This window comes from Achromobacter xylosoxidans, from assembly GCF_002192695.1.
Lineage (GTDB): Bacteria > Pseudomonadota > Gammaproteobacteria > Burkholderiales > Burkholderiaceae_B > Achromobacter > Achromobacter xylosoxidans_C.
In genome coordinates this window covers 1-26115 of the sequence record NZ_MTLG01000110.1, presented here as the reverse complement: position 1 = coordinate 26115, position 26115 = coordinate 1, and the positions used below count along the sequence as shown (strand labels likewise).

Here is a 26115-nt window from a genome sequence, read left to right as displayed (position 1 = left end):
CCCCGATGCGCCTGCCCACCCGAAAACTGGTCCCTGTCCTGATCGCCCTGGCGGTCGCCGCCGGCGGCTACTACGGCTGGCGGCTACTGTCCGATACCGGCCCGGGCGAGGGATTCGTCAGCGGCAACGGCCGCATCGAAGCCACCGAAATCGACGTGGCCGCCAAGCTGGCTGGCCGGGTGCAGGAGGTGCTGGCGGTCGAAGGCGACTTCGTTGCCGCCGGCCAGCCGCTGGCGCGCATGCAGATCGACACCTTGCAGGCGCAGCGCGAGGAAGCCCGCGCCCAGCACCAGCAGGCCGTCAACGGCGCCGCCAGCGCCAGCGCGCAGGTCGCGCAGCGCGAGAGCGACAAGCTGGCCGCCGAGGCCGTGGTGGTGCAGCGTGAAAGCGAGCTGGACGCCGCGCGCCGCCGCCTGGCCCGCTCCGAGACGCTGTCCAAGGAAGGCGCCTCGTCCATCCAGGAACTGGACGATGACCGCGCCCGCGTGCGCAGCGCGCAGGCCTCGGTGCACGCCGCGCGCGCACAGGTGAAGGCCGCGCAGGCCGCCATCGATGCCGCGCGCGCCGCCGAGATCGGCGCGCAATCCGCCGTCACCGCCGCACTGGCCACCATTGCCCGCATCGAGGCCGACATCGCCGACAGCGAGCTGCGCGCCCCGCGCGACGGCCGCGTGCAATACCGCGTGGCGCAGCCCGGCGAAGTGCTGGGCGCGGGCGGCAAGGTGCTGAACATGGTGGACCTGTCCGACGTCTACATGACGTTCTTCCTGCCCGAGCAGGCGGCCGGCCGCGTGGCGCTGGGCCAGGACGTGCGCATCATCCTCGACGCCGCGCCGCAGTACGTGATCCCTGCCAAGGTGTCCTTCGTGGCCAGCACCGCGCAGTTCACGCCCAAGACAGTGGAGACCGCCAGCGAACGGCAGAAACTGATGTTCCGCGTCAAGGCCCAGATCAGCCCGGAGCTGCTGCAGCGGCACCTCAAGCAGGTCAAGACCGGCCTGCCCGGTGTGGCCTGGCTGAAGCTCGATGCCGACGCGCAATGGCCCGCCAATCTTGAAGTCAAGGTGCCCTGATGGCCGCCCCGGACGCCGCGCCCGTCGTGACGCTGTCCGGCGTCAGCCTGCGCTACGGCAAGACGGTGGCGCTGGACCGCATCACCCTGGACATTCCCGCCGGCCGCATGGTCGGGCTGATCGGCCCGGACGGCGTGGGCAAGTCCAGCCTGCTGGCCCTGATCGCCGGCTCGCGCGCGGTCCAGGAAGGCAAGGTGGACGTGCTGGACGGCGACATGGCCGACCGCCGCCACCGCGACGACGTCTGCCCGCGCATCGCCTACATGCCACAGGGCCTGGGCAAGAACCTCTACCCCACCCTGTCGGTCGAGGAGAACCTGCAGTTCTTCGGCCGCCTGTTCGGCCATGACGAAGCCGAGCGCCGCCGCCGCATCGACAGCCTGACGCGCAGCACCGGCATGTCGGCCTTCCTGTCGCGCCCGGCCGGCAAGCTGTCCGGCGGCATGAAGCAGAAGCTGGGGCTGTGCTGCGCCCTGATCCACGACCCCGACCTGCTGATCCTGGACGAACCCACCACCGGCGTGGATCCGCTGGCGCGCGCGCAGTTCTGGGACCTGATCAACGAGATCCGCCGCGAACGCAGCGGCATGAGCGTGATCGTGGCCACGGCCTACATGGACGAGGCGCAGCGCTTCGACTGGCTGATCGCCATGGACGAGGGCCGGGTGCTGGCCACCGGCACGCCCGCCGAACTGGAACGGCGCACCGGCGCGGATTCGCTGGAGGCCGCCTTCATCGCCCTGCTGCCGGAAGAAAAGCGCCGCGGCCACAAACCGGTGGAGATCGTTCCGCTGGCGATCGACGAGGACGCCGAGATCGCCATCGAGGCGCGCGACCTGACCATGCGCTTCGGCGATTTCGTCGCGGTGGACCATGTCAATTTCCGCATCCGCAAGGGCGAGATCTTCGGCTTCCTGGGATCCAACGGCTGCGGCAAGTCCACCACGATGAAAATGCTGACGGGTCTGCTGCCCGCCAGCGAGGGGCAGGCCTGGCTGTTCGGCGCCGAGGTCGATCCCCGCAACATCGATACGCGCCGCCGCGTGGGCTACATGTCGCAGGCGTTTTCGCTGTATGGCGAGCTGACCGTGAAGCAGAACCTGGTGCTGCATGCGCGTCTCTTCCATGTGCCGGAATCCGAGATTCCGGCGCGCGTGGACGAGATGGTGCAGCGCTTCGACCTGGGCGAGGTGCTGGACACCCTGCCCGAGAACCTGCCCATGGGCGTGCGCCAGCGGCTGTCGCTGGCGGTGGCCATGGTGCACAAGCCCGAGCTGCTGATCCTGGACGAGCCGACCTCGGGCGTGGACCCCGTGGCGCGCGACAATTTCTGGCGGCTGCTGATCGCGCTGGCCCGCCACGACCAGGTCACCATCTTCATTTCCACCCACTTCATGAACGAGGCGCAGCGCTGCGACCGCATGTCGCTGATGCATGCGGGCAAGGTGCTGGTCAGCGCATCGCCTGACGAGATCACGCGGATGCGCGGCGCCAAGACGCTGGAAGAAGCATTCATCGCCTACCTGATCGACGCGGGCGCCGGCACCAAGGCGGAAGACGCCGCCGGGCAAGCCGCTCCGGCCTTGGCGGCCGCTCCCGCCGAGGCGCCTGAGCATCGCGGCTTCAGCCTGCAGCGCATGCTGAGCTACATGTGGCGCGAATCGCTGGAACTGCGCCGCGACCCGGTGCGCGCCACGCTGGCCCTGGCCGGGTCGCTGCTGCTGATGTTCGTGATGGGCTTTGGCATCAGCATGGACGTGGAAGACCTGCGCTATGCGGTCATGGACCGCGACCAGACCGGCCTGAGCCACAACTACAGCCTGAACCTGGCCGGCTCGCGCTACTTCATCGAGCACCCTCCCATCTCCAGCTACGAGGAAATGGATGCGCGCATGCGCAGCGGCGAACTGTCGCTGGCCATCGAGATCCCGCAAGGTTTCGCGCGCGACGCGGAGCGCGGCAACGGCGCGCAGATCGGCGTCTGGATCGACGGCGCCATGCCGCAGCGCGCCGAAACCATCCGCGGCTACGTCCTGGGCATGCACCAGGGCTGGCTGATGCAGCAGGCGCGCGAGCGCCTGGGCGCGGACGCGACCCTGCCGGTCAGCGTGGAAACGCGCTTTCGCTACAACCCGGACGTGCGCAGCCTGCCCGCCATGGTGCCCGCCGTGATTCCGCTGCTGCTCCTGATGATGCCGGCGATGCTGACGGCGCTGGCCGTCGTGCGCGAAAAGGAGCTGGGCTCCATCATCAACCTGTACGTCACGCCCGTGACGCGGCTGGAATTCCTGCTGGGCAAGCAGGCCCCCTATGTGGCGCTGGCCATGCTGAATTTCCTGCTGATGACGCTGCTGGCCGTGACGCTGTTCGGCGTACCCATCACCGGCAGCTTCCTCACGCTGCTGGTGGCCGCGCTGATCTACAACGTGGTGGCGACCGCCATCGGCCTCCTGGCCTCCACCTTCACGCGCAGCCAGATCGCGGCGCTGTTCTTCACCATGATAGGCACGCTGGTGCCCGCGGTGCAGTTCGCCGGCCTGCTCAACCCGGTGTCGTCGCTGGAAGGCGCCGGCCGCCTGATCGGGCAGGTCTACCCCGCCACGCATATGCTGACCATCAGCCGCGGCGTGTTCAGCAAGGCCCTGGACTTCTCCAACCTGCAAGGCTCGTTCTGGCCGCTGCTGATCGCCATTCCCGTCATCCTGGGCGCCTCGGCGCTGCTGCTGAAGAAACAGGAGACCTGAGATGCGGCACCTGGCCAATATCTACCGCCTGGGCGTGAAGGAGCTGTGGAGCCTGGCGCGCGATCCGATGATGCTGATCCTGATCCTCGTGTCCTTCACGCTGATGATCTACACCGCCGCCACGGCCGTGCCCGAAACGCTGCACAATGCCCCCATCGCGGTGGTGGACGAGGACGTTTCACCCCTGTCCGCGCGCATCACCTCAGCCTTCTATCCGCCTCATTTCACGCCGCCGGAAGTGACGACTTCGGCCGAGGCCGATGCCGGCATGGACGCGGGGCGCTACACCTTTTCGGTCAACATCCCGCCCAATTTCCAGCGCGACGTGCTGGCCGGCCGGCCCGCCGAAATCCAGCTCAACGTGGACGCGACCCGCATGAGCCAGGCGTTCACGGGCAGCAGCTACATCCAGCAGATCATCAACGACGAGATCAACGAGTTCGTCAAGCGCTACCGCGCGCCCACCGAACTGCCGGTGGAGCTGGCGGTGCGCATGCGCTTCAACCCCAATTTGACCCAGGCCTGGTTCGGCGCGCTGATGGAGATCATCAACAACGTCACCATGCTGTCCATCATCCTGACCGGCGCCGCGCTGATCCGCGAACGCGAGCACGGCACCATCGAGCACCTGCTGGTCATGCCGGTGACGCCGACCGAAATCATGGTTGCCAAGGTCTGGTCGATGGGGCTGGTGGTGTTGGCGTCTGCTGGGCTATCGTTGACTTTCGTGGTACGCGGCTTGCTGCAAGTACCGATCGAAGGATCGGTGGCGCTGTTCCTGGTCGGAGCGGCGCTGCACCTGTTCGCGACGACCTCTATGGGCATATTCATGGCCACGCTTGCGCGCAGCATGCCGCAGTTCGGCATGTTGCTGGTACTAGTGCTGCTGCCCCTGCAAATGCTGTCGGGCGGCACCACGCCGCGCGAAAGCATGCCGCAGTTCGTGCAGGACATCATGCTGGCCGCCCCCACCACCCATTTCGTGGAACTCGGCCAGGCCATTCTCTACCGCGGCGCAGGCTTGAGCGTCGTGTGGCAACCCTTCCTGGCGCTGGCGCTGATCGGCTCGGTGCTGTTCGCGTTTTCGCTGGCGCGCTTTCGCAAGACCCTCAGCCAGATGGCTTGAGGCCTGTGTGTTCGTTACCCCTTACCACTCTCTTAAAAGGACGGATGATGAAGAAAACCACTGCCTCCACGCCTCTGGGCCTCGCCGGCGCCAATGCCGCCTATTGCCAGCGCATGGCGCAGCTTGCGCAGGAAAGCCAGCAGCGCTGGATCGAACTGGGCCGCCGCCTGGCCGGCGGCAGCGCCGAACAGTACCAGGCCACGCTGGCGCCCCTGCAACAGTCCGGCAACTGGCAAGAGATCGCGCCCGCGCTGGGCGAAATGACGCGCAAGCAATGGCAAAGCCAGCTTGAAGCCAGCCAGGCCATCACCCACGCGCTGCTCGAAGAGCAGGCCACCCTCGCCGCCGGCATGAGCGATGCCATGCGTGGCTGGCTGAAGCAGGCCACGGGCGGCGCCATGGGCATCGAAGACACGCCCATGGCGCAGATCTGGAAGACCCTGTCGAGCCAGATGGCGTCGGCGTGCTCGGCCATGCGCGACGCGAACAACCCGGGAGCCCACCATGACGGCTGAACGCAAGGCGCTGGTCACCGGCGGGGCCGGCTGCCTCGGACAGGCCATCGCGCGGGCCCTGCACGATGCCGGCCACCAGGTCATCATCACTTATCACTCCAACGAAGACGCCGCGCGGGCCTGGATCGACTCGGAGGCAGCCCAGGGCCGCCGCCATGCCATGTACAAGGTGGACGTGGCCGACTACGACTCATGCCAGGCGCTGGCGCGGCGCCTGGAGGAAGACGGCCATCAGATCGACATCCTGATCAACAACGCAGGCCTCACCCGCGACGCCAGCCTGCGCAAGATGAGCTACGAGAACTGGACGGACGTGTTGCGCGGCAACCTGGATTCCATGTTCAACATGACGCAGCCGCTGTGCGGCGCCATGGCTGACCGGGGTTGGGGCCGCATCGTCAACATCTCGTCCGTCAACGGCAGCAAGGGCGCGTTCGGCCAGACCAACTACGCGGCCTCCAAGGCCGGCATCCACGGCTTCACCAAATCCCTGGCGCTGGAGCTGGCCAGGAAAGGCGTAACGGTGAACACCGTGTCGCCCGGCTACCTGGCGACGCGCATGGTGGAGGCCGTGCCCGACGAGGTATTGAAGGAGAAGATCCTGCCGCAGATCCCGCTGGGCCGGCTCGGCCGCCCCGAAGAGATCGGCGCGCTGGTCGCCTTCATCTGCAGCGATGCCGCCGGATTCATGACAGGCAGCAATGTTGCCATGAACGGCGGCCAGCACATGTATTGATGCGGCAGCGGGCCGCCGCGGCTCATTCCCGCGGCGCGCCCAGCTCTTCCAGCAGGAAGTCGACGAAGGCGCGCACCTTGGCCACCATGTGGCGGCGCGACGGATATACCGCGTAAACGTAGGTTTCATCCGGCTGCCAGTCCTGCAGCACCGCCCGCAGCGCGCCGCTGTCCAGGTCCTGCTGCACGTACACGCGCGGCACCAGGCTGACGCCGAAGCCCGCGCGCAGGGCATCGCGCACCGCCAGGCTGGAACTCACCTTGTAGCGCCCGCGCACCGGCACGCGCTCGGTCTCGCCGGCGCGCTTGAAGGTCCATTCGTCCGCATGGCCCGACAAGGTGAACTGCACGCACTCCATGCCGCGCAGCGCCAGGGGCGAGGCCGGCAGGCCGTGGCGCTCGAAATAGGCCGGCGCGCCGCAAAGCACATGGTCCAGCGTCATCAGCTTGCGCGCCACCAGGCTGGAATCCTCCAGCCTGTCGGTGCCGCGGATCGCAAGGTCGTAGCCTTCCTTGACGATGTCGATGCGCCGGTCCTCCAGGTTGAGGTCCAGCGATACCTGCGGATAGCGTTCCAGGAAGCGCGGCATGACGGCGGACAGCCGGACCAGGCTCAGCGACATGGGCGCGCTGACCCGCAAGGTGCCCGACGGCGCCTGTTGCAAGGGCCCCAGCGATTGCTCGGCTTCGCTCAGGTCGTCCAGGATGCGGGCCACTTGGTCGTAATAGCGCGCGCCGGCTTCGGTCAGGCTCATGCGGCGCGTGGTGCGATTGAGCAGCCGCGCCGCGAGGTGGCTTTCCAGTTCGGCAATGTTCTTGCTGACCGCCGCGGGCGACAGGCCCATCTGCCGCGACGCGGCCGCGAAGCCGCCACGCTCCACCACTTGCCTGAACACTCTCAGCGCCGTCAGATGATCCATTGATTATTCACTTTTGGTGAATGATATTGCCATTGAATTGGATATTATCGCCAAATCAGGATTCAATTAGCCTGTGGGCATGGAGACGGCGCGCCTGTCGCGAGCCGGCAATCTCAGCAAATCCCAAGGATGGCAGCCATGAACCACGCCCTGACCGACGCAATCGCGCAACGCGTTTCCGCCAACTTCTTCGATCCCGCCCGCGGCGTGGACGACGACGATATCCACACCCTGATTTCCTGGGCCACCCGCGCCCCCACCGCCTTCAATCTGCAGAACTGGCGCTTCATCGCCGTGCGCAGCCAGGAGGGCAAGCGCCGGCTGCGGGAGCTGGCATGGAACCAGCCCAAGGTCAGCGAATCGGCGGTGACCTTCATCGTGCTGGGCGTGCTGCCCCAGGCCGCCTGGATGGCCGACCGCCTACAGCCCTCGGTGGACGCGGGCTTCATGCCGGCGGCCATGGTCCCGTCATGGGAAGCCGCGGCCAGCCGCCTCTACGCCGATTCGCCGCAGACCCGGCGCGACGAAGCGGTGCGCAGCGCCACCTTCGGCGCCTCCACCCTGATGCTGGCAGGCCAGGCCCAGGGCCTGGCCGCCAGCCCGATGACCGGCTTTGACGCCGCCGGCGTGGCCCAGGCCTTCGGCTTGCGCCAGGAGGAAGTGCCGGTCATGCTGGTCGCCATGGGCTACGCCCAGGAAGGCAACTGGCCGCAGAAGCCGCGCCGCCCCGTCAACGACGTGCTTGAACTCGCCTGAGCCCCTGCCGGAGCATGACCATGAATCGCGGTTCCGATCTGCTGTTGACTGCCCTGGCGCCCGCCATCTGGGGCAGCACCTATGTCGTCACCACCCTGATGCTGCCGCAGGATTACCCGCTGACGGTCGCCATGCTGCGCGCCCTGCCCGCAGGTCTCTTGCTGCTGCTGGCCGTGCGCCAGCTGCCGCAGGGCATCTGGTGGCTGCGCGCCTTCATCCTGGGCGCGCTGAACTTCTCCGTTTTCTGGGCCCTGCTGTTCGTGGCGGCCTATCGCCTGCCCGGCGGCGTGGCCGCCACGCTGGGCGCGATCCAGCCGCTGGTGGTGATCCTGCTGGCGCGCAGCCTGCTGGGCACGCCCGTGCGCGGCCTGTCGGTGCTGGCGGCGCTGGGCGGCCTGGGCGGGGTGGCGCTGCTGGTGCTGACGCCCAAGGCCGCGCTGGACCCCGTGGGCATCGCGGCCGGATTGGTCAGCGCCGCCTCGATGGCGCTGGGCACGGTGCTCAGCCGGCGCTGGCAGCCGCCGGTATCGGCGCTCACCTTCACCTCCTGGCAGCTGACGGCGGGCGGCATCCTGCTGGTGCCCTTGGCGCTCGCGGCGGAACCCGCCCTGCCGCCGCTCTCCGCGCTGAACGTGGCCGGCATCGCCTACCTGGGCCTGATCGGCGCGGCGCTGACCTACGTGCTCTGGTTCCGGGGCGTGGCGCGGCTGGAACCGGCCGTGGTGTCCTCGCTGGGCTTTCTCAGTCCCATTACCGCCGTGCTGCTGGGCTGGGGCATCCTGGGCCAGCAACTGAGCGCCGCGCAGATCGCCGGCATGGCGATCGTGGTCGCCAGCGTGTGGCTGAGCCAGCGCACCCAACGCCCTGCTGCCGCCGCGTCAGCGCCGCGGCCGCTGTAACACACCGGCACGCAAAACAGATAGCGGCGCCGGCGCGGCTCGCGCATGATCGGTGCTCCATCCCAAGGAAGGAGCCGCACCATGAGCAGCAAACCCAGCATCATTCTTGTCCACGGTTTCTGGGGCGGCGCCGCCCACTGGACCCGGGTCATCCTGGAGCTGGCGCGCAAGGGCTACCAAGACCTGCACGCCGTGGAAATGCCGTTGACGTCCCTGGCCGATGACGCCGAACGCACGCGCAAGATGATTGCGCAGCAAAAGGGCCCCGTGCTGTTGGTGGGCCATTCGTACGGCGGCGCCGTCATCAGCGAAGCCGGCAATCAGCCCAACGTGGCCGGCCTGGTGTACATCGCCGCCTTCGCCCCGGACGCGGGCGAGAGTCCCGGTGGCATCACGCAGGAGCACCTGCCGGCCGCCGCGCCGAATCTGGCGCCCGACAGCGACGGCTACCTGTGGCTGCGCCCTGACAAGTTCCACGAGAGTTTCTGCCAGGACCTGTCCGCCGACGAGGGCCTGGTCATGGCCGTCACGCAGAAGGCGCCCCTGGCCAGCGCCTTCGGCGAAACGGTGTCCGTCCCCGCATGGCGCAGCAAGCCGTCCTGGTACCAGATCTCCAGCCAGGACCGGATGATCGCTCCCGAGAACCAGACGCGGATGGCCGCGCGCATGAATACGCGCAAGACCATCACCCTGGACGCCAGCCACGCATCGCTCGCGTCCCGCGCCAGCGAGGTGGCCGCCCTGATCGACGAGGCGGCGCGCGCCGCGTCTTGACCACGGCGGCGCCCGGCGGCCTGCGTCTCCAAACGAGCATATCAGGGGACGCAGCCGCCTTTTCTGTGCTGCTTTTTTTGTAACTCCACGATCTGACCAGGAGTTGCAGCACAGATAGTTTCCCTATGAAAAGTCGATTCCGTCCTGGTAATTCACCAAAACTGATCCGCTTTTTTCTTCTTGTTCTGAATCTGTACTGATTCAGGCTGCGGCTCTAACTTCACGGTGTAGGTCAAACACCCGTCAGCGCACGCCGTCTTGTGGCGGTTGAGGCGCGCTGGCGAAGAAGTCAGGAATACCGCCATGGATAGCGACGCGCTATTGCTTGCCCGAATACAGTTCGGCTTCACCATCTCGTTTCACATCATCTTCCCCGCCATCACCATCGGCCTGGCCAGCTATCTCGCCGTGCTCGAAGGCCTGTGGCTGCGCACGCGCAACACCGTCTACCGCGACCTCTACCATTTCTGGACCAAGATCTTCGCCGTCAACTTCGGCATGGGCGTGGTGTCCGGCCTGGTGATGGCCTATCAGTTCGGCACTAACTGGAGCTTCTTCTCTGACTTTGCCGGCAGCGTGACCGGACCGCTGCTGGCCTATGAAGTGCTGACCGCCTTCTTCCTGGAGGCCGGCTTCCTGGGCGTGATGCTGTTCGGCTGGTCGCGGGTCGGGCCGGGCCTGCACTTCTTTTCGACTGTCATGGTGGCGCTGGGCACGCTGGTGTCGGCCACCTGGATCCTGGCCTCCAACAGCTGGATGCAGACGCCCGCCGGCTACGAAATCCTGGACGGGCGCGTGGTGCCCACGGACTGGCTGGCCGTGATCTTCAATCCGTCCTTCCCCTACCGCCTGGCGCACATGGGCATCGCCGCCTTCCTGGCGACCGCGCTGATGGTGGGCGCTTCCGGCGCCTGGCACATGCTGCGCGGCGACCGCAGCCCCGCCGTGAAGAAGATGTTCGCGATGGCCATGGGCATGCTGCTGCTGGTGGCCCCGCTGCAAGCCGTGGTGGGCGACTTCCACGGCCTGAACACGCTGAAGCACCAGCCCGCCAAGATTGCGGCCATCGAAGGCCATTGGGAAAATGAACCCGGCGCCGGCGTGCCGCTGACGCTGTTCGGCATCCCCGACATGGAACGCGAGGAAACGCGCTACGCGGTCAATATCCCACGCCTGGGCAGCCTGATCCTCACGCACAGCTGGGACGGCCAGTTCCCGGGCCTGAAGTCCTATCCGCCCGAAGACCGGCCCAACGCCACGGCCGTGTTCTGGTCGTTCCGCGTGATGGCGGGCCTGGGCATGCTGATGATCGCCCTGGCCCTCTGGGCCGCCTGGTCGCGCTGGCGCGGCCGGCTATACGAATCGCGCTGGCTGCACCGCTTCGCGTTGTGGATGGGACCGTCCGGGCTGATCGCCATCCTGGCCGGCTGGTACGTGACGGAAATCGGCCGCCAGCCCTGGGTGGTGTACGGCGTCATGCGCACGGCCGACGCCGCCACGCCGCACGGCTTGGGCGAACTGACGCTGACGCTAGCGCTGTTCGTGGTGGTGTACCTGCTGGTGTTCGGCGCCGGCGTCTCGTACATGCTGCGCCTGATCCGCATGGGTCCCAGCCCCGCCCCCGGCCACGCGCCCCTGTCGGGCGGCCCGGGCGAACCGCGCCAGCCGTCGCGGCCGTTGTCGGCCGCCTCCACCCTGGCGGGCATCGAGCCCGCGCAACGCAAGCATTCGGGAGTCTGAGGCCATGGGCATCGATCTAGCACTGGTATGGGCCGTCATCATCCTGTTTGGCGTGATGATGTACGTAATCATGGATGGCTTCGATCTGGGCATCGGCATCCTCTTTCCGCTGATTAACGACCGCGAGGAACGCGACGTCATGGTCAACACCGTGGCGCCCGTGTGGGACGGCAACGAGACCTGGCTGGTGCTGGGCGGCGCCGGCCTGATGGCCGCGTTCCCGCTGGCTTACTCGGTGATCCTGAGCGCGCTGCACCTGCCGCTGGTATTCATGCTGCTGGGCCTGATCTTCCGCGGCGTGGCGTTCGAATTCCGCTTCAAGGCCGACGAGCATCACCGCCCGCTGTGGGACCGCGCCTTTGTGCTCGGTTCCGTGTGCGCCACCTTCTTCCAGGGCGTGACGCTGGGCGCCTACATCGAAGGCATCCCGGTGGTGGACCGCGCCTATCAAGGCGGCGCCTGGGAATGGATCAGCCCCTTTTCGCTGTTCACCGGCGTGGGGCTGGTGGTGGCCTACGCGCTGCTGGGCTGCACCTGGCTCATCATGAAGACCGAGGGCCGCCTGCACCGCCACATGTGCGACATCGCCCGTACGCTCACGCTGCTGCTGCTGGCCGTGATCGCGGCGCTCAGCCTCTGGACGCCCTTGGCGCAGCCGCAGATCGCACAGCGCTGGTTCAGCCTGCCCAATATGTTCTGGTTCCTGCCGGTGCCGCTGCTGGTCGCCGTGGCCGGCTTCGATCTCATCCGCCGCGTCAAGGGCATGCCGAACGCCGGCCCCTTCGTGCTGTCGCTGGCGCTGCTGTTCCTGGGCTACAGCGGCCTGGGCATCAGCATCTGGCCCGCCATCATCCCGCCGGACGTGTCCATCTGGACCGCGTCCGCCCCGCCGCAAAGCCTGGGCTTCGCGCTGGTGGGAGCGCTGGCGATCATTCCGATTATTCTCATGTACACCGCCTGGTCGTACTACGTGTTCCGGGGCAAGGTGCGCCTTGGCGAGGAGTTCCACTGATGAACGGATCCCAACCCTCCCTGCCCTCGTGGCGCAGCCGCCTGCTCTGGCTGGCGATGATCTGGGCATGCAGCGTCGCGGCGCTGGGCGTGGCGGCCTATGCGCTGCGCCTGGTGATGAAATCGATCGGCATGTCTACCTGATACGACCCACGCAAACGGACCCGCCCCATGAAGCGCTATGAACGGCTGACAGAAGAAATCACCGCCTCGATCCGATCGGGCCTGCTGCAGGCGGGCGACCGCCTGCCCTCGGTGCGGCAGACCAGCGCCAGCCGCGGGGTCAGCCCGTCGACGGTGTTCAAGGCCTATTACCTGCTGGAGGCGCGCGGCCTGATCCGCGCGCGCGACCGCTCCGGCTACTACGTGCTGCGCGCGCCGCATGCCACGCTGCCGGAGCTGGACGGCCTGTCCAGCGCCAGCGCCGGACGCCATCCGGTGGACGTCAGCGACAACGTGCTGCAAGTGCTCAACGCCACCTTGCGCCGCGACATGCTGCCCTTCGGCTCGGCCTTTCCCAGCCCCTCGCTGCTGCCCTACGGACGCTTGGCGAAGTTCATGGCGGCCACGGTGCAGCGCCTGGATCCCTGGGGTTCCATCGACGACCTCAGCCCGGGCGATGCCGCGCTGCGCCGCGCCATCGCGCTGCGCTACCTGGCCGACGGCATGTCCGTGCCGGTGGACGACATCATCATCACCAACGGCGCGCTGGACGCCCTGAACCTGAGCCTGGCGGCGGTCACCAATCCCGGCGACGCGGTCATCGTGGAGTCCCCCACCTTCTACGCCGCGCTGCAATCGCTGGAGCGCAATCACCTGCACGCCATCGAAGTCGCCACGCATCCGCGCGCAGGCATGGACCTGCAAGCGCTGGAACAGGCCATCCTGCGCCACCGTCCCAAAGCCTGCTGGCTCATGACCACCTTCCAGAATCCGCTGGGCAGCCTGATGCCCGACGACAAGAAAGAAGCGCTGGTGCGGCTCTTGGCCAGCCACGACGTGGCCCTGATCGAGGACGACGTCTACGGCGAGCTGTATTTCGGCGAGCAGCGGCCGCGCCCGGCCAAAGCCTTCGACCGCGACGGCATCGTGATGCACTGCTCGTCGTTCTCCAAGACGCTGGCGCCGGGCTATCGCGTGGGCTGGGTGGCCGCCGGCCGCTACACGCGGCGCATCATGCGCAACAAGCTCACCACCAGCCTGGCGACCGCCGCGCCCACCCAGGCCGCCATCGCCGCCTATCTGGAAAAAGGCGGCTTCGACCGCCACCTGCGCCAGTTCCGCCAGGCCCTGGCCTCGCAGCAAGGCGAGCTGCTGCAGGCCATCGCCCGCTACTTCCCCAAGGGCACGCGCGCCACGCGGCCACTGGGCGGCTACTTCGTGTGGGTGGAGCTGCCTGCGCACATCGACACGCTCAAGGTCCACCGCGCCGCGCTCGACCACGGCATCAGCATCGCGCCGGGCCCGCTGTTCTCGGCCTCCGGCGGCTTCGGCAACTTCCTGCGCCTGAACGGCGGACATCCCTGGAACCCGGAGATGGAGCAAGGCATGGCGACGCTGGGCAAGCTGCTCGCGGGCTAGCCCGTTGTCCTGGCCGGCGATTCACGTTATAAATGAGTGTTATTCTTATTAACACCCATCGCTGTCCCGCCATCCATGGATTCCCCCGCGTACACGAACGTCCACCGGCTTTACGCGGATCACCACGACTGGCTGCTCGGCTGGCTGAACCGGCGCGTCAGCAACCGCGCCGACGCCGCCGACCTCACGCAGGACACGTTTGTCCGCGTCCTCACCTCTCCCGCCGCCGCCCCCCTGTCCGAACCGCGCGCCTACCTGCTGACCCTGGCGCGCCGGCTGACCATCGACCTGTGGCGCGCGCGCGATGTCGAGGCGCGTTATCTGCAAGCGCTTGCGCTGGAGCCGGAACCGGTCGCCGCGTCGCCCGAAACCCTGATCATGCTGAAGCAGGCGGTCATGGAAATCGACCATCTGCTGGATGGCCTGCCCGTGCCGGTCAAGCACGCCTTCCTGCTGAACCGGCTGGACGGCATGACCCATCCCGCCATTGCGCAAACCCTGGGCCTGTCGCTGGCGACCGTGGAACGCCATGTGAAGCGCGCCTTCCTGCATTGCATTGCGTCGCGCCGCGCACGCGACGCGGCATGAGCGGCGCCTCCATGGCCGGCGCCGCCCGCGACGCGCTGATGGAACGCGCGGTCGACTGGATCGTGCTGCTGACATCCGGCCAGGCCACCGACCAAGACCACCAGCGCTTCGAGCGCTGGCTCGCCAGCCATCCGGAGCATGCGCGCGCCTGGGCCGAGGTGGACGGCATCATGCGCCAGCCGCTGGCCCAATTGCGCGGCGCGGCCGAAGCGGCTCCCGGACCCGCCCGCGCGGCGCGCGCCGCCCTGCTGCAAGGCAGCGGCCTGGACCGGCGCCGCGTGCTGAAGCTGGCGATGCTGTTTTCCGGCGTGTCGGCCGGCGCCTTGATGGCCGACCGCTACATTCCGCTTGCCGGACTGTCCGCAACCTACTCCACTCACACGGGCGAACGCCGGACCTACACGCTGGAAGACGGCACCATGCTGACGCTGAACGCGCGTTCGGCCGCCGATGTGCACTATGACGGCATGCGGCGCACGGTCGTGCTGCGCCAAGGGGGACTCTACGCCGAGACCCGCTCCGACAGCCGGCCCTTCGTGGTGCAAACGCGCTATGGCGCCGTGACCGGCGGCGAATCGCATCTGGCTGTGATCCAGTTCGACGCCTACGCCATGGCCAGCGCCCTGGAAAGCGCGCTGGTCCTGCAGCCCGACCACGGCAACCCCCTGGCCCTGCCGCAAGCCGGCACGGCGGCCTTCGACCGCAACCGCGCGTGGCAACGGGACGATGCCGCGCAAGCCAGCTGGCGCAGCGGCATCCTCAGCGTGCGCGATGCCCGCCTGGCCGAAGTCATAGAGCAGTTGCGCGCCTATCAACCCGGCGTGATCCGCCTGTCGCCAGAAGCCGCGGCACTGCGCGTATTTGGCGTGTTTCCGCTGGACGACCCGCGCCAGACCCTGCTGGCCCTGGGCGAAACCCTGCCGATACAGGTCCGCCGCTACGGTCCGTGGCTGACGCTGGTGGACGCCGCATAACAAAAAAAAGCGCATACCCCCCGCGGCGATGAGGGGATTGGGATCGGGCATCCGTCATTACCTGTGACGCAACCGAAACCCCCCATTTTTGCCGGACATCTTGAATCATGAATTTCCCCTTGAGCCGCAGCGCGGCGCTTGTCGCCGGCGCCCTCAGCGCCTGCGCGCTGACGCCCTCCGTGCTTGCACAGGACACCGCCCCCACGCACCAGGCCGCGCAGTCCTATGACCTGCCCGCTGCCCCCTTGGCGGACACGCTGAGCCGGATTTCGCTGCATAGCGGCCGCACCATCTCGGCCAATGCGGAACTCGTCGCGGGCAGGCAAGCCGCGCCGGTGCGCGGCGCGCTGAGCGCCGAAGCCGCGGCGCGGCAGGCCCTGGCAGGCACCGGCCTGGAACTCGTCGTCACCCCGGCAGGAGTGCTGAGCGTGCGCCTGCAACCCTCGGCCGGCGCCGTGACATCGCTGGAACCGGTAATGGTCACCGCCAGCAGCATCATCCCGCCCAGCGAAGGCACGGGTTCCTACACCGTGCCGGAATCCAACTCCGCCACGCGCATGCGCCTGTCCTTGCGCGAAACGCCGCAGTCCGTGACGGTCATCACGCGCCAGCAGATGGAGGACCAGGGCATCGTCACCGTTGCCGGCGCGCTGGAGCAGGCGCCTGGCGTGGTCGTCAGCCGCAGCAACTCCGAAGGCTACGCCTTTTATTCCCGCGGCTTCCAGCTGCAGAATTTCCAGTTCGACGGCCTGCCCAGCCTGTCCAGCGACGGCGGCAACGTGCGCGACAACTACAGCATCAGCAGCTCGGTCATCTACGACCGCGTCGAGATCCTCAAGGGCGCCACGGGCCTGGTCAATGGCGCCGGCTATCCTTCGGGCGTCATCAACCTGATCCGCAAGCGGCCCACCCGCGAATTCCAGGGCAGCGTCACCGCCGGCGCCGGCTCCTGGGACCAATATCGGGGCGAACTGGACCTGAGCGGATCGCTGGCCGAGAACGGCAGGATCCGCGGTCGGATGATCGCCGCGGTGGACGACAGCGCCAGCTTCATCGACTACACAAAGACCCGCGAAGACGTGCTCTACGGCATTGTCGAAGCCGACATCACCCCGCGCACGACCGCGACGCTGGGTATCGAGTACCAAAAGAACAAGAACGACGCCTCTTCCAACATCCACCTGCCCGCGTTCTACTCGGACGGCCGGCAAGCGAGCTTCTCGCGTTCGACCAATCCCGCCGACAAATGGACTTGGCGCAATCACGAGACCACCCGCTATTTCGCCGACGTCACGCATACCTTCGACAACGACTGGCAACTGAAGCTGGCCGCGGGGCATCGGAATTATTCCTCCAACGAGTTGATCGCGGGGATGGGCAGTTCATTCATCGACGCGAAGACGCACAGCATCAGCCACAGCCTGGGCCAGGCCAGCCTGTTCGATACGGACTCCCGCGAGAACAGCGTGGACCTGCAGGCCTCCGGCATGTACTCGTTGCTGGGCCGCCGCCACGACCTGGTGTTCGGCTACAACGCCGCGCGCACGCATTCAACCTCGCGGCGCGACGACGGCCTGAGCGACACGATCATCAAGGACGCCTTCAACTGGAACAACAACAGCTTCAAGCCCACCGTCTACAAGCGCCTGCTGGACCATGATATCGAGGTGTCGCAGAAGATCCTCTATGGCGCCACCGTCCTGCACCCCACCGACCGGTTCGCGCTCATCCTGGGCGGACGGCTCACCGACTACCGTTGGGAACAGAATTCCGTTTTCAGCAGCGGCTTTCGCGGCAATTACGGCACCGAGGTGAAGAACAAATTCATCCCGTATGCCGGCGTCACGTTCGATGTGGACTCCCATCACACCGTCTATGCCAGCTACACCGACGTGTTCAAGCCGCAGGCCTTCAACTTCGATGCCTCCAATCGCCAGCTGGATCCCATGACGGGCAAAAGCGTGGAAGTGGGCGCCAAGGGCGAATACCTGGACGGCCGGCTGAACGCCAGCGTCGCGCTGTTCCAGCTCAAGCAGGACAACGTCGCCGAACTGGATCCCAGCGGCGCCATGACGCCCACCGGCGGCACCGCCTACATTGCCGTGCCCGGCGTGACGACCCGGGGCATCGAACTGGAGATATCCGGTGAATTGCTGCCAGGCTGGCAATTGCATGCAGGCTACACCTATAGCCGGTCACGCGACCGGGACGGCGAACGCGTCAGCACGACCCAGCCCGAGCAGTTGTTCAAGCTTGCCACCACCTATCGCCTGCCGGGAGACTGGCACCGCCTGACGGTGGGCGGCAACGTGCACTGGCAAGGAGGCACCTATTTCTCGCAGTCCGTCAACGGCGCCAACCGCCGCTTCACGCAAGACAGCTATGGCGTGCTCGGCTTGATGGCCGCCTATGACTTCAGCAAGGACCTGCGCGTGACGGTGAACCTGAACAACGTGCTGGACAAGACCTACTACTCCGGCATCGGCAACTACAACTCCGTGTACTACGGCGCGCCGCGCAACGTGCTGGCGCAACTGCGGTACAAGTTCTAGTTCGCCGTCGCGCCCGAATCCTTGACCGCCTTGGCCCAGGCCGCGATCTCGCTCTGGATGAAGGCGCCGAATGCCGCGGTGTTCAGACTGGAAGCCTGCGCGCCCTCCTCCATCAGGCGCTGCTTGACGGCCGGCGCCGCCAGCGCCGCGCTCAAGGCCTGGTTCAGCGTGGCGACCACCGCGTCCGGCGTGCCGGCCGGCGCGACAATGCCGTGCCACGACACCGCCTGAAAGCCCGGCAGGCCCGATTCCGCCATGGTGGGAATATCCGGCATGGCGGGCGAGCGCTGCGGCGAGGTGACCGCCAGCGCGCGCAGCGTGCCGGCCTTCACGTGCGGCAGCACGCCGGGAATGGTCGTGAACATGAAGTCGATCTGCCCGCCGATCAGGTCGGTGATGGCGGGGCTGCCGCCCTTGTAGGGGATGTGCGTGAACTGCAGTTTCGCTGCGCTCTTGAACATTTCGCCGGCCAGATGGCCGGGCGTGCCCGCGCCGGCCGAGCCCATGTTGATCTTGTCGCCCTGCGACTGGATGTAGGACACCAGCTCCTGCACATTGGCGGCCTGCACCTGCTTGCCCACCACCAGCACATTGGGCACGGTGGCCAGCAGCGTCACGGGCGTGAAGTCCTTCACCGCATCGTAGGAAATCCGCGAGTACAAGGACGGATTGATGCCATGCGTGCTGGCGGTGGCCAGCAGCAGCGTGTAGCCGTCCGGCGCGGACGTCGCCACCTGCTTGGCGGCAATGGTGCCGTTGGCGCCGCCCTTGTTGTCGATGACGATGGTCTGCCCCAAGGTCTTGGCAGCTTCGGCCGCGACCGTGCGCGCCAGGATGTCCGAGGTGCCGCCGGCGGAATGCGGCACCACCAGCGTGATCGGCTTCGAGGGGAAGGCCTGGGCTTGCGCCGCCGGCAAGGCCGGCAGCAGACAGGCGGCCAGCGCGGCGCGCGCCAGCAAGGAAGTGCGGAACATTGAAGTCTCCTGGTTTGTTATCGGTTGCGGCGCCGTCGACGGACGCCGTCATGGCCGCGCGGCTGCGCGGCCCTTCAGTCCGAGCCCAGCTGCAGCTTGTTGGGCTGGCGCTTCTCGATGGCCCACTTCAGCAGCGCGGCAGAACGGTAGATGCCATGGGCGAACTTGCCGTAGGGCAAGGTCAGGAACAGCGCCATCACCACGCCCAGATGAATCGCCAGCAGCAGCGCCATCGCGCCGCCGTCGCGGCCGGCCAACAAGGCCAGGCCGGTGGCGCTGGTCAGGAACAACAGCGCAATGAAGCCACGGTCCATGGGTTTTTGCGCCGCGTCGCCCTGCTGCGGATGACGCTTTAGGTTCAGCCACAGCAATCCCGCCGGCCCGATCAGCAGGCCGATGCCGCCCGTAGTGCCCAGCAGCACCGGCGCACTCCAGAACGGATACGGCGCCTGCAGGTCCAGCAGATAGTGGTACAGCGTCGCCACACAGGTAGCGGCGAAGCACAGCATGAACCCATAGAACGTGAAGTGATGGAAACGCCGGCGCCACAAGGTGAAGGCGTCGTCCGCGTTGTTGCAGCCCTTGCCATGCCCCCCGTCCAGATAGCGCAACCGCAGCGCGTCGTGCGCCGCCTCCGCCACCGCCGCGCCCGTGGCCGCCCCCGGGCTGACATTGCGCCAGAAGCGTGTCACGCCCACGCCCAAGGCCAGCATCGAGAATCCGAACACCACGCCGAACATCAGCGCCAGCGTGTTGTGTGGGAACACGGCATAGAAGTTGCCGGCCATCGGCTCGTGGAACAGGCCGCCCGCCATCAGCACGGCCAGCGTCAGGAACAGCGCCAGACCGGCGGCGGTCGCCAGCGACAACACCAGGCCATTGCGCTTGTACAGCGCGCCCAGCGCCGCGGGCCAGGCGTAATCGGTGTAGGTCTGCATCCGGACCCGGGCCATGGCCTGCGGCACGTTCACCGCGAACTCGTGCGGCGGCGCGTACTGGCAAGCGTGCAAACAGGCGCCGCAGTTGTGGCACAGGTTGGCCAGGTAGTTCAGATCGGCTTTGCCGAATTCCAGGCGGCGGGTCATGGCGGGAAACACCGCGCAGAATCCTTCGCAATAGCGGCAGGCGTTGCAGATCTGCATGACGCGGGCGACCTCGGTTTCATCGCCGGTCAGAAGCTCCGCCTGGGGCTTGGCCTGTTTGCCTAGCCAGCGCACCGGCTGCTCGGCCATGACGGGCGCCGCCTCGGCATGCGGCGTGGAAAAGGACTGCGCCTCGCGCGCCAGGGCTTCAAGCTGCTTCATATCGTGCTTCCGCGTGGTGCCGGCCGCGCGCGGCGGCGGCGGCCCGGGTGCCGGCGATGCGGCCGAAGGCCGTGCCGATGGACATGCCCACCCCGGCCGTATAGCCCTTGCCCAGCACATTGCCAGCCATCATTTCGCCCGCGACGAACAGGTTGTCGCTGGGCATGTCGTTGAACCGGACTGCGGCGGTGTCGTCCACCTTCAGGCCCAGGTAGGTGAAGGTGATGCCGGGCCGCAAGGCATAGCCATAGAACGGCGCGGTGTCGATGGGCCGCGCCCAGTGCGTCTTGGCCGGCGCCAGGCCCTCGGTATGGCAGTCGTCCAGCGCGGTATGGTCGAACTTGCCGACGCGGCAGGCCGCGTTGTAGTCGCGCAGCGTCTGCTCGAACACCGCCGGATCCAGCCCCAGCTTCACGGCCAGTCCCGGCAAGGTGTCGGCCTGCACGCCGGGGAACACTGGCGGCATGAAGCGGCCGACGGCCTTGGCGTCGATGATGGAATAGGCGATCTGCCCCGGCTGCATGGCCGTCAGGCGGCCCCAGATGGCGTAGCGCTTGGGCCAGAAGTCCTCGCCTTCGTCATAGAAGCGGCGAGCCTCGCGGTTGACTACCACGCCCAACGACACGCAGTCGATGCGCGTGCAGATGCCGCCGTCGTACAGCGGTGCGCGCGCGTCGATGGCCACGCAATGCGACTGCGACGGATCGCCGATGCGGTCCGCGCCCGCATCCAGCATGAACTTCAGCAGCACGCCCATGTTGTAGCGGGTGCCGCGGATCAGGAAATTGTCGGCCGGCCATTCGCCGCGTTCGTTCTGGCCCCAGGCCTCGCGCAGCCACTCGCGGTTGGACTCGAAGCCGCCGGCCGCGAGCACACAGGCGCGCGCCTCGATGCGTTCATCGCCGATGCGCGCGGCCACGAAGCGCCCGCCGTCCAGCTCCAGCGAGTCTACCGGGGCGTCGTAGCGGATCTGCACGCCCAGCGCCTCGGCGCTGCGGTAGTAGGCGTTGACCAGGGCCTTGCCGCCGCCCATGAAGAAAGCGTTGGTGCGCGCTACGTGCAGCGCGCCCGACAGCGGCGGCTGGAAATTCACGCCGTGGCGGCGCATCCAGTCCCTACAGGTGGAGGATTCACGGATGACCAGGCGCGCCAGATGCTCGTTGGTCAGCCCGCCCGTCACCTTGAGCAGGTCCTGCCAGTATTCTTCCTCGGGGTAGGCCTCGATCAGCACGTCCTGCGGCGCATCGTGCATGCAGCGCAGATTGCGCGTGTGCTGCGAGTTGCCGCCGCGCCACTCGCGCGGCGCCGCTTCCAGCAGCAGCACGCTGGCGCCGGCCTCGCGCGCCATCAGGGCCGCGCACAGCGCCGCGTTGCCCCCTCCCACCACCAAGACATCGACCATGCCATTGTTCCTCTTCCAAGGAACGGACTGTAGCCAGCGCAAGCGTCCGCCGATATCAGCCAGGCGTCAACAGGTCTTCATGAATCGTGAAGGGTCACCACCGGCCATTTGCCCGCGCGCGCCAGCGTGCGCGAGACATCCGCCAGCACCAGGCGGGCGGCCAGGGCCGCGGGCGACAGCTCGTCCTCGGACAGGCTGGCCAGCAGATTGGGACGGTACAGGTGGGCGTCGTCGATGCGCGCCATGTGCAACTGGCCTGGCGCGATCCTGGCCATGGCGGAACTGGGCTGGATGGTGGCCACATGACCCAGCTGCACCACGTCCATCAGCACCGGCAGGCCATCCACCTCCACCGCCACCAGCGGCGCGCGGCCCGACTGCTGGTACGCGTGGTTGACCAGCGCCCGCAACCCGTGGCGTCCGCTGGGCAGGACCAGCGGCAGATGCGCAATGGCTTCGATGCGGGTGGTGTCGCCTGCCGGCAAACCCGGCATGCCGGGATGGGCCAGCAGGAACAGCGGCTCGTCCAGCAAAGGCGTAATGCTCCAGCGGCGCGCGGATTCGGCCTGGAACACGATGGCCAGGTCCAGCAGGCGGCCGTTGAGCATGTCGCTCAAATGGCCCGACAGCGCCTCCACCAGATGCAGGCGGATGTCGGGATAACGCTCATTCATGGCCTGCACGAAGGGCGCGCCGAGGATGGCGGCGGTGGTGGAAGGCAGGCCCACGCTGACGTGGCCCGCCAGCCTGGCCTGCTGCGCCGCGTGCACCGCATCGTCGGCGTGGCGCAGCGCAAGCTGCGCCTGGCGGAAAAACGCCAGCCCCGCGTCGGTGGGCTCCACGCCGCTGGCGCTGCGCCGCAGCAGCCGGGTGGACAACTCGCCCTCCAGCCTGCTGATCTGCTGGCTGAGCGCCGAGGTCACCATGCCGATGGACTGCGCGGCGCGGCCGATGCTGCCCGCCTCCACGACGCGGACGAAGTAACGCAGTTGGCGCAGTTCCATGGGCGGCCCCGGCTTTCCATAAGGGATGACAGGGCCGATTGTAGAGGCTGGGCCGCCGCGCCTCAGTAGCGCGCGTCCTTCGGCTTCTTGCCCTGCGGCCAGTCCTTGTCCTTGCCTGCGAAATCCGGGCGCGGCATGTGGGTGAAGTATTCAGCCACGTCCACCGCGTCCTGGTCGGACAGCACGCCGCCCTCGCCCCAGCTGCCATGCGTGTTCACGCCCATCGGCATGCTGTTGCGGATGAAGGCGGCCGCCTTGTAGGTGCGCGCCAGGCCCGCGCCGATGTTGAAGGACTCTTCGCCCCACAAGGGCGGGAACGCAATATCGCCGGAACGGTCGCGCTTGCCCTCGCCGTTGGCGCCGTGGCAGGAGGCGCATTGGGCCGCGTACAGGCTCTTGCCGCGCACCGGGTCGGGCACCAGCTTGGTGTCTATCGGCCAGGCGTTCTCGATCTGCACGCGGGCGCCGTGCGGCACGTCCTGGGCCAGCCACTTCATGTAGGCAATCATGGCCTTCATCTCGGCCGAGTCCTTCTCCAGCGGTTTGCCGTTCATTGAACGCATGAAGCAGCCGTTGATGCGGTCCTCCAGCGTCACGACCCGGTTGGCGCGCGGATTGAACTGCGGGAAGGTGTTGACCGTGTTGATGTAGGGCGCGCCCATGGGCTTCTTGCCGCCCTGCACGTGGCAGCTGTTGCAGTTCAGGCTGGCGCCGGTGTTCTGCGGCAGCAGGCGACGAGTCTCGGTCAGGAGGCGTTTGCCGTAGTTGATCTGCTCGGCATTGGGCTGCGAGGCGATCTGCGTGTCCGACGGAATGGTGTAGTCCGGCAGCCGCTTGCCGTCCTTGTCGAGCACCGGAAAGGTACTGCGCGCGCCTGGCGCCGCGGCCTCGGGCTCCGCCGTGGCGACCGTCCAGCCGCCCACCGCGACGACTGCCGCCAGCAGCGCGGCGATCCTGATGTGCTTACTCATGCTTGCCTCCGCCGATGTTCGGCTTCTTGCTGGCCAGGAACTCGCGGATATGCGCGACGTCTTTCTCGACGATGTCGGGCGCCTGGTTGGTCCATCCCGTGCGGATGAAATTGATCACGTCCGTGATATCGCGGTCGCTCAGGTGCTTGAAGCCCGGCATCGCGAACGTCATGGCGTCCATGTCATTCGCCGGCATCCTGCCGCCTTCCAGCGTGATCTGGATAATGGATTGCGGGTTCTGCGCAAACACCGCCGAATTGCCGGCCAGCGCCGGGAAGATGCGCGCCATGCCCTGCCCGTCGGCGCGATGGCACACCACGCATTGCTCCATGTAGATGACCGCGCCGCGCGAGTCGTAGCGGCCATCGCGCAAGGACGCGGTGGTGCTGTCGGCCTTGGGCGGGAAGGCGGCGAGCTTGCCGCCGGCCGCGGGCAATTGCTTCAGATAGGCCGCGATGCTGGCGAGGTCGCCATCGGTGAAATACCGCGTGCTGTGCTCGACCACGTCGGCCATGGCGCCAAATGCCGCCACCTTGTCGGTGCGGCCGGTCTTCAGGAACAACTCGATGTCCTGCGCGCTCCAGGATTGCAGGCCCTGGGCCTCGCCGCGCAGGCTCTTGGCGCGCCAGCCGTCGATCACGGCGCCGGAAAGGAAGGCGTCGCCGTCCGCCAGGGACAGGGCCTGCTCCTGGTAGGCCAGGCCGCGCGGCGTGTGGCAGGCGCCGCAATGGCCGGGGCCTTCGACCAGATAGGCGCCGCGCACCAGCTTTTCATCGGCGCCGGCCGGAGCCGCGAACTCGCGCTTGCCCGCGAACAGCAGCTGCCACCAGGCCATGGGCCAGCGCATGTTCAGCGGCCACGGAATGGTGGAATCCGCGCTGGGTTGGCTGACGGGTTCGACCTGCGACATGAAGTAGGCGTACAGCGCCTGGACGTCCGCGTCCGGCATGATGGCGTACGAGGGGTACGGCATGGCCGGATACAGGGGCGTGCCGTCCTTGCGGATGCCGTGCTGCACCGCGTTCTTGAAATCCGCGTAGCTGTAGCCGCCGATGCCCGTCTGCTTGTCGGGCGTGATGTTCGACGAATAGATGGTGCCCACCGGCGTCTGCATCGCCAGGCCGCCCGCAAAGGGCTTGCCATTGGGCACGCTGTGACAGGCCACGCAGTCGCCCGTGCGCGCAATGTAGGCGCCGGCCTCGGCCAGCCGCCTGTCGTTGACGTCGACGGACGCCGCCGCGTCGGCCTTGCGATTCGCCGTCAGCAGCTGCGCGCCGCCGATGGCCAGGCCCGCGGCCGCCAGCAGAACCACTGCGGCCTTGATCCCGATCCTCTTCATTACTGCCCTCCGTTGCACGCTGGGCAGCGTGCACGTCGGGGTGTTCGTACGGCCTGTCCAGCTTATGGAGGAAGCTTACGCCTTTCAGTAATAAGTTAATGACCGAAAAACATATAACTTGCGGGCTTGTTTGATTTGCCGCAAGCCCGCTGCCGGCCTGCCGAAAACGGAAGACTGCGGCCGCTCTTGCGGCGGCCGCGCGATCCGTCGCCTACGCGGGGATCGTCAGGCCCCTGGCCACCGCCGGACGCGCCACGAAGGCTTCCAGCACGCGGGCGACGTTCTTGAAGCGCGAGAACTCCACCAATTCACCCGCGCCGTAGAAACCCACCAGATTGCGCACCCAGGGCAGGATGGCGATGTCGGCGATGGTGTACTCGTCGCCCATCACCCAGTCACGCCCCTCCAGGCGCTGGTCCAGCACGGCCAGCAGGCGCTTGGATTCGTCCGCGTAGCGGTCGCGCGGACGCTTGTCTTCATAGTCCTTGCCCGCGAACTTGTGGAAGAAGCCCAGCTGGCCGAACATCGGGCCGATGCCGCCCATCTGGAACATGACCCATTGCAGCGTCTCGTAGCGCCCCGCCGTATCCGCCGGCAGGAACTTGCCCGCCTTGCTGGCCAGATAGATCAGGATGGCGCCAGACTCGAACAGGCCCAGCGGCTTGCCCTCGGGACCGTTGGGGTCGAGGATGGCTGGAATCTTGTTGTTCGGGCTGAGCGACAGGAATTCGGGCGAAAACTGGTCCCGGGCGTCGAAGCTGACCCGGTGGACCTCGTAGGGCAGCCCGGATTCCTCCAGCAGGATAGACACCTTCACGCCGTTGGGCGTGGGCAGTGAATACAGCTGGATGCGGTCGGGGTGCCGGGCGGGCCACTTCTTGGTGATGGGAAAGGCGCTGAGGTCGGTCATGCGGGGGCTCCAGGGGGAGGGGCGGAATGGTCGGGGTAATCCTAGCGCAAATCCGGGCGGCCGCCCCGCCGTCTGCAATCTCCTAGCGCAGGTCCTCGGGATTCATCGACGCATCGCGCACGTACTTGTCGCCCGGCTCTGGCTGCAGCGAGGCCTCGATTTCGGGCGGAAACGCCGGGATCTTGCTGGTCTGCATGACTGCCCAGCGCATGATGGTGTGCAG

General features: G+C 67.3%; 23 protein-coding genes. 15 read left to right on the top strand and 8 right to left on the bottom strand.

What is annotated here, in order from left to right; genetic code table 11:
• Positions 1 to 5 precede the first annotated feature (5 nt).
• Genes BRO63_RS25965 through phbB form a run of 5 tightly spaced genes read left to right on the top strand, consistent with a single transcriptional unit; the run spans position 6 to position 6194 of the window.
• Positions 6 to 1073, top strand: coding sequence for an HlyD family secretion protein (locus tag BRO63_RS25965; RefSeq protein ID WP_088142554.1), 1068 nt, complete (start codon positions 6 to 8; stop codon positions 1071 to 1073).
• Positions 1073 to 3817, top strand: a complete 2745-nt coding sequence (gene rbbA, locus BRO63_RS25960) for a ribosome-associated ATPase/putative transporter RbbA (protein ID WP_088142553.1) — start codon at positions 1073 to 1075, stop codon at positions 3815 to 3817. Before BRO63_RS25965 ends, rbbA begins: the two co-directional genes overlap by 1 nt.
• A gap of 1 nt (position 3818) precedes the next feature.
• On the top strand, positions 3819 to 4943 hold the full coding sequence (locus BRO63_RS25955; protein ID WP_088142552.1) for an ABC transporter permease: 1125 nt from the start codon (positions 3819 to 3821) through the stop codon (positions 4941 to 4943).
• 47 nt (positions 4944 to 4990) lie between these two features.
• Entirely contained in the window at positions 4991 to 5458 is a 468-nt protein-coding gene (locus BRO63_RS25950) for a hypothetical protein (RefSeq protein ID WP_088142790.1), read from the top strand.
• Positions 5448 to 6194, top strand: coding sequence for an acetoacetyl-CoA reductase (gene phbB / locus BRO63_RS25945; RefSeq protein WP_088142551.1), 747 nt, complete (start codon positions 5448 to 5450; stop codon positions 6192 to 6194). The genes BRO63_RS25950 and phbB overlap by 11 nt, the downstream gene beginning before the upstream one ends.
• Positions 6195 to 6216: 22 nt before the next feature.
• Here phbB and BRO63_RS25940 read toward each other — a convergent pair whose 3' ends face one another.
• The gene (locus tag BRO63_RS25940; protein WP_088142550.1) at positions 6217 to 7113 is read right to left on the bottom strand and encodes a LysR family transcriptional regulator; all 897 of its coding nucleotides are present in this window, start codon (positions 7111 to 7113) and stop codon (positions 6217 to 6219) included.
• Between the two features lie 138 nt (positions 7114 to 7251).
• On the opposite strand from BRO63_RS25940, the gene BRO63_RS25935 reads away from it, so the two are divergent.
• The 10 genes from BRO63_RS25935 (at position 7252) to BRO63_RS25890 (ending at position 17988) form a co-directional block, all read left to right on the top strand.
• Positions 7252 to 7869 (top strand): nitroreductase family protein, encoded by a 618-nt coding sequence (locus BRO63_RS25935; RefSeq protein ID WP_179215217.1) that lies wholly within the window; start codon positions 7252 to 7254, stop codon positions 7867 to 7869.
• Positions 7870 to 7889: 20 nt separating this feature from the next.
• Positions 7890 to 8768 (top strand): EamA family transporter, encoded by an 879-nt coding sequence (locus BRO63_RS25930; RefSeq protein ID WP_088142789.1) that lies wholly within the window; start codon positions 7890 to 7892, stop codon positions 8766 to 8768.
• Positions 8769 to 8849: 81 nt separating this feature from the next.
• Positions 8850 to 9542 carry an alpha/beta hydrolase gene (locus BRO63_RS25925; protein ID WP_088142548.1) on the top strand — a complete coding sequence of 231 codons (693 nt, stop codon included), beginning with the start codon at positions 8850 to 8852 and terminating at the stop codon, positions 9540 to 9542.
• A 303-nt stretch (positions 9543 to 9845) separates the two neighbouring features.
• A complete protein-coding gene (locus BRO63_RS25920) occupies positions 9846 to 11282 on the top strand; it encodes a cytochrome ubiquinol oxidase subunit I (RefSeq protein ID WP_054452023.1) in 1437 nt (478 codons plus the stop codon).
• 4 nt (positions 11283 to 11286) lie between these two features.
• Positions 11287 to 12294, top strand: a complete 1008-nt coding sequence (gene cydB / locus BRO63_RS25915) for a cytochrome d ubiquinol oxidase subunit II (RefSeq protein ID WP_088142547.1) — start codon at positions 11287 to 11289, stop codon at positions 12292 to 12294.
• Entirely contained in the window at positions 12294 to 12437 is a 144-nt protein-coding gene (locus BRO63_RS25910) for a DUF2474 domain-containing protein (protein WP_088142546.1), read from the top strand. The genes cydB and BRO63_RS25910 overlap by 1 nt, the downstream gene beginning before the upstream one ends.
• A 27-nt stretch (positions 12438 to 12464) precedes the next feature.
• Positions 12465 to 13874, top strand: a complete 1410-nt coding sequence (locus BRO63_RS25905) for an aminotransferase-like domain-containing protein (protein WP_088142545.1) — start codon at positions 12465 to 12467, stop codon at positions 13872 to 13874.
• A gap of 75 nt (positions 13875 to 13949) precedes the next feature.
• On the top strand, positions 13950 to 14462 hold the full coding sequence (locus BRO63_RS25900; RefSeq protein WP_088142544.1) for a sigma-70 family RNA polymerase sigma factor: 513 nt from the start codon (positions 13950 to 13952) through the stop codon (positions 14460 to 14462).
• Positions 14459 to 15436 carry a DUF4880 domain-containing protein gene (locus BRO63_RS25895; RefSeq protein WP_143219512.1) on the top strand — a complete coding sequence of 326 codons (978 nt, stop codon included), beginning with the start codon at positions 14459 to 14461 and terminating at the stop codon, positions 15434 to 15436. Before BRO63_RS25900 ends, BRO63_RS25895 begins: the two co-directional genes overlap by 4 nt.
• A gap of 107 nt (positions 15437 to 15543) precedes the next feature.
• Complete coding sequence (locus BRO63_RS25890) at positions 15544 to 17988, top strand: TonB-dependent siderophore receptor (RefSeq protein WP_088142542.1); 2445 nt, start codon at positions 15544 to 15546, stop codon at positions 17986 to 17988.
• Here BRO63_RS25890 and BRO63_RS25885 read toward each other — a convergent pair.
• The 7 genes from BRO63_RS25885 to BRO63_RS25855 form a co-directional block, all read right to left on the bottom strand.
• On the bottom strand, positions 17985 to 18962 hold the full coding sequence (locus BRO63_RS25885) for a Bug family tripartite tricarboxylate transporter substrate binding protein (protein WP_088142541.1): 978 nt from the start codon (positions 18960 to 18962) through the stop codon (positions 17985 to 17987). The two genes, BRO63_RS25890 and BRO63_RS25885, sit on opposite strands and share 4 nt — an antisense overlap.
• A gap of 74 nt (positions 18963 to 19036) precedes the next feature.
• Complete coding sequence (tcuB, locus tag BRO63_RS25880; protein ID WP_088142540.1) at positions 19037 to 20266, bottom strand: tricarballylate utilization 4Fe-4S protein TcuB; 1230 nt, start codon at positions 20264 to 20266, stop codon at positions 19037 to 19039.
• Positions 20253 to 21668, bottom strand: coding sequence for an FAD-dependent tricarballylate dehydrogenase TcuA (tcuA, locus tag BRO63_RS25875; protein WP_088142539.1), 1416 nt, complete (start codon positions 21666 to 21668; stop codon positions 20253 to 20255). Before tcuA ends, tcuB begins: the two co-directional genes overlap by 14 nt.
• A gap of 77 nt (positions 21669 to 21745) precedes the next feature.
• Positions 21746 to 22672: a LysR family transcriptional regulator gene (locus tag BRO63_RS25870; RefSeq protein ID WP_013396277.1), complete on the bottom strand. Its 927-nt coding sequence runs from the start codon at positions 22670 to 22672 to the stop codon at positions 21746 to 21748.
• A 62-nt stretch (positions 22673 to 22734) separates the two neighbouring features.
• Positions 22735 to 23643: a c-type cytochrome gene (locus BRO63_RS25865; protein WP_088142538.1), complete on the bottom strand. Its 909-nt coding sequence runs from the start codon at positions 23641 to 23643 to the stop codon at positions 22735 to 22737.
• Entirely contained in the window at positions 23636 to 24982 is a 1347-nt protein-coding gene (locus BRO63_RS25860; protein ID WP_088142537.1) for a c-type cytochrome, read from the bottom strand. The genes BRO63_RS25865 and BRO63_RS25860 overlap by 8 nt, the downstream gene beginning before the upstream one ends.
• A gap of 211 nt (positions 24983 to 25193) precedes the next feature.
• The gene (locus tag BRO63_RS25855; protein ID WP_088142536.1) at positions 25194 to 25892 is read right to left on the bottom strand and encodes a glutathione S-transferase N-terminal domain-containing protein; all 699 of its coding nucleotides are present in this window, start codon (positions 25890 to 25892) and stop codon (positions 25194 to 25196) included.
• Positions 25893 to 26115 lie beyond the last annotated feature (223 nt).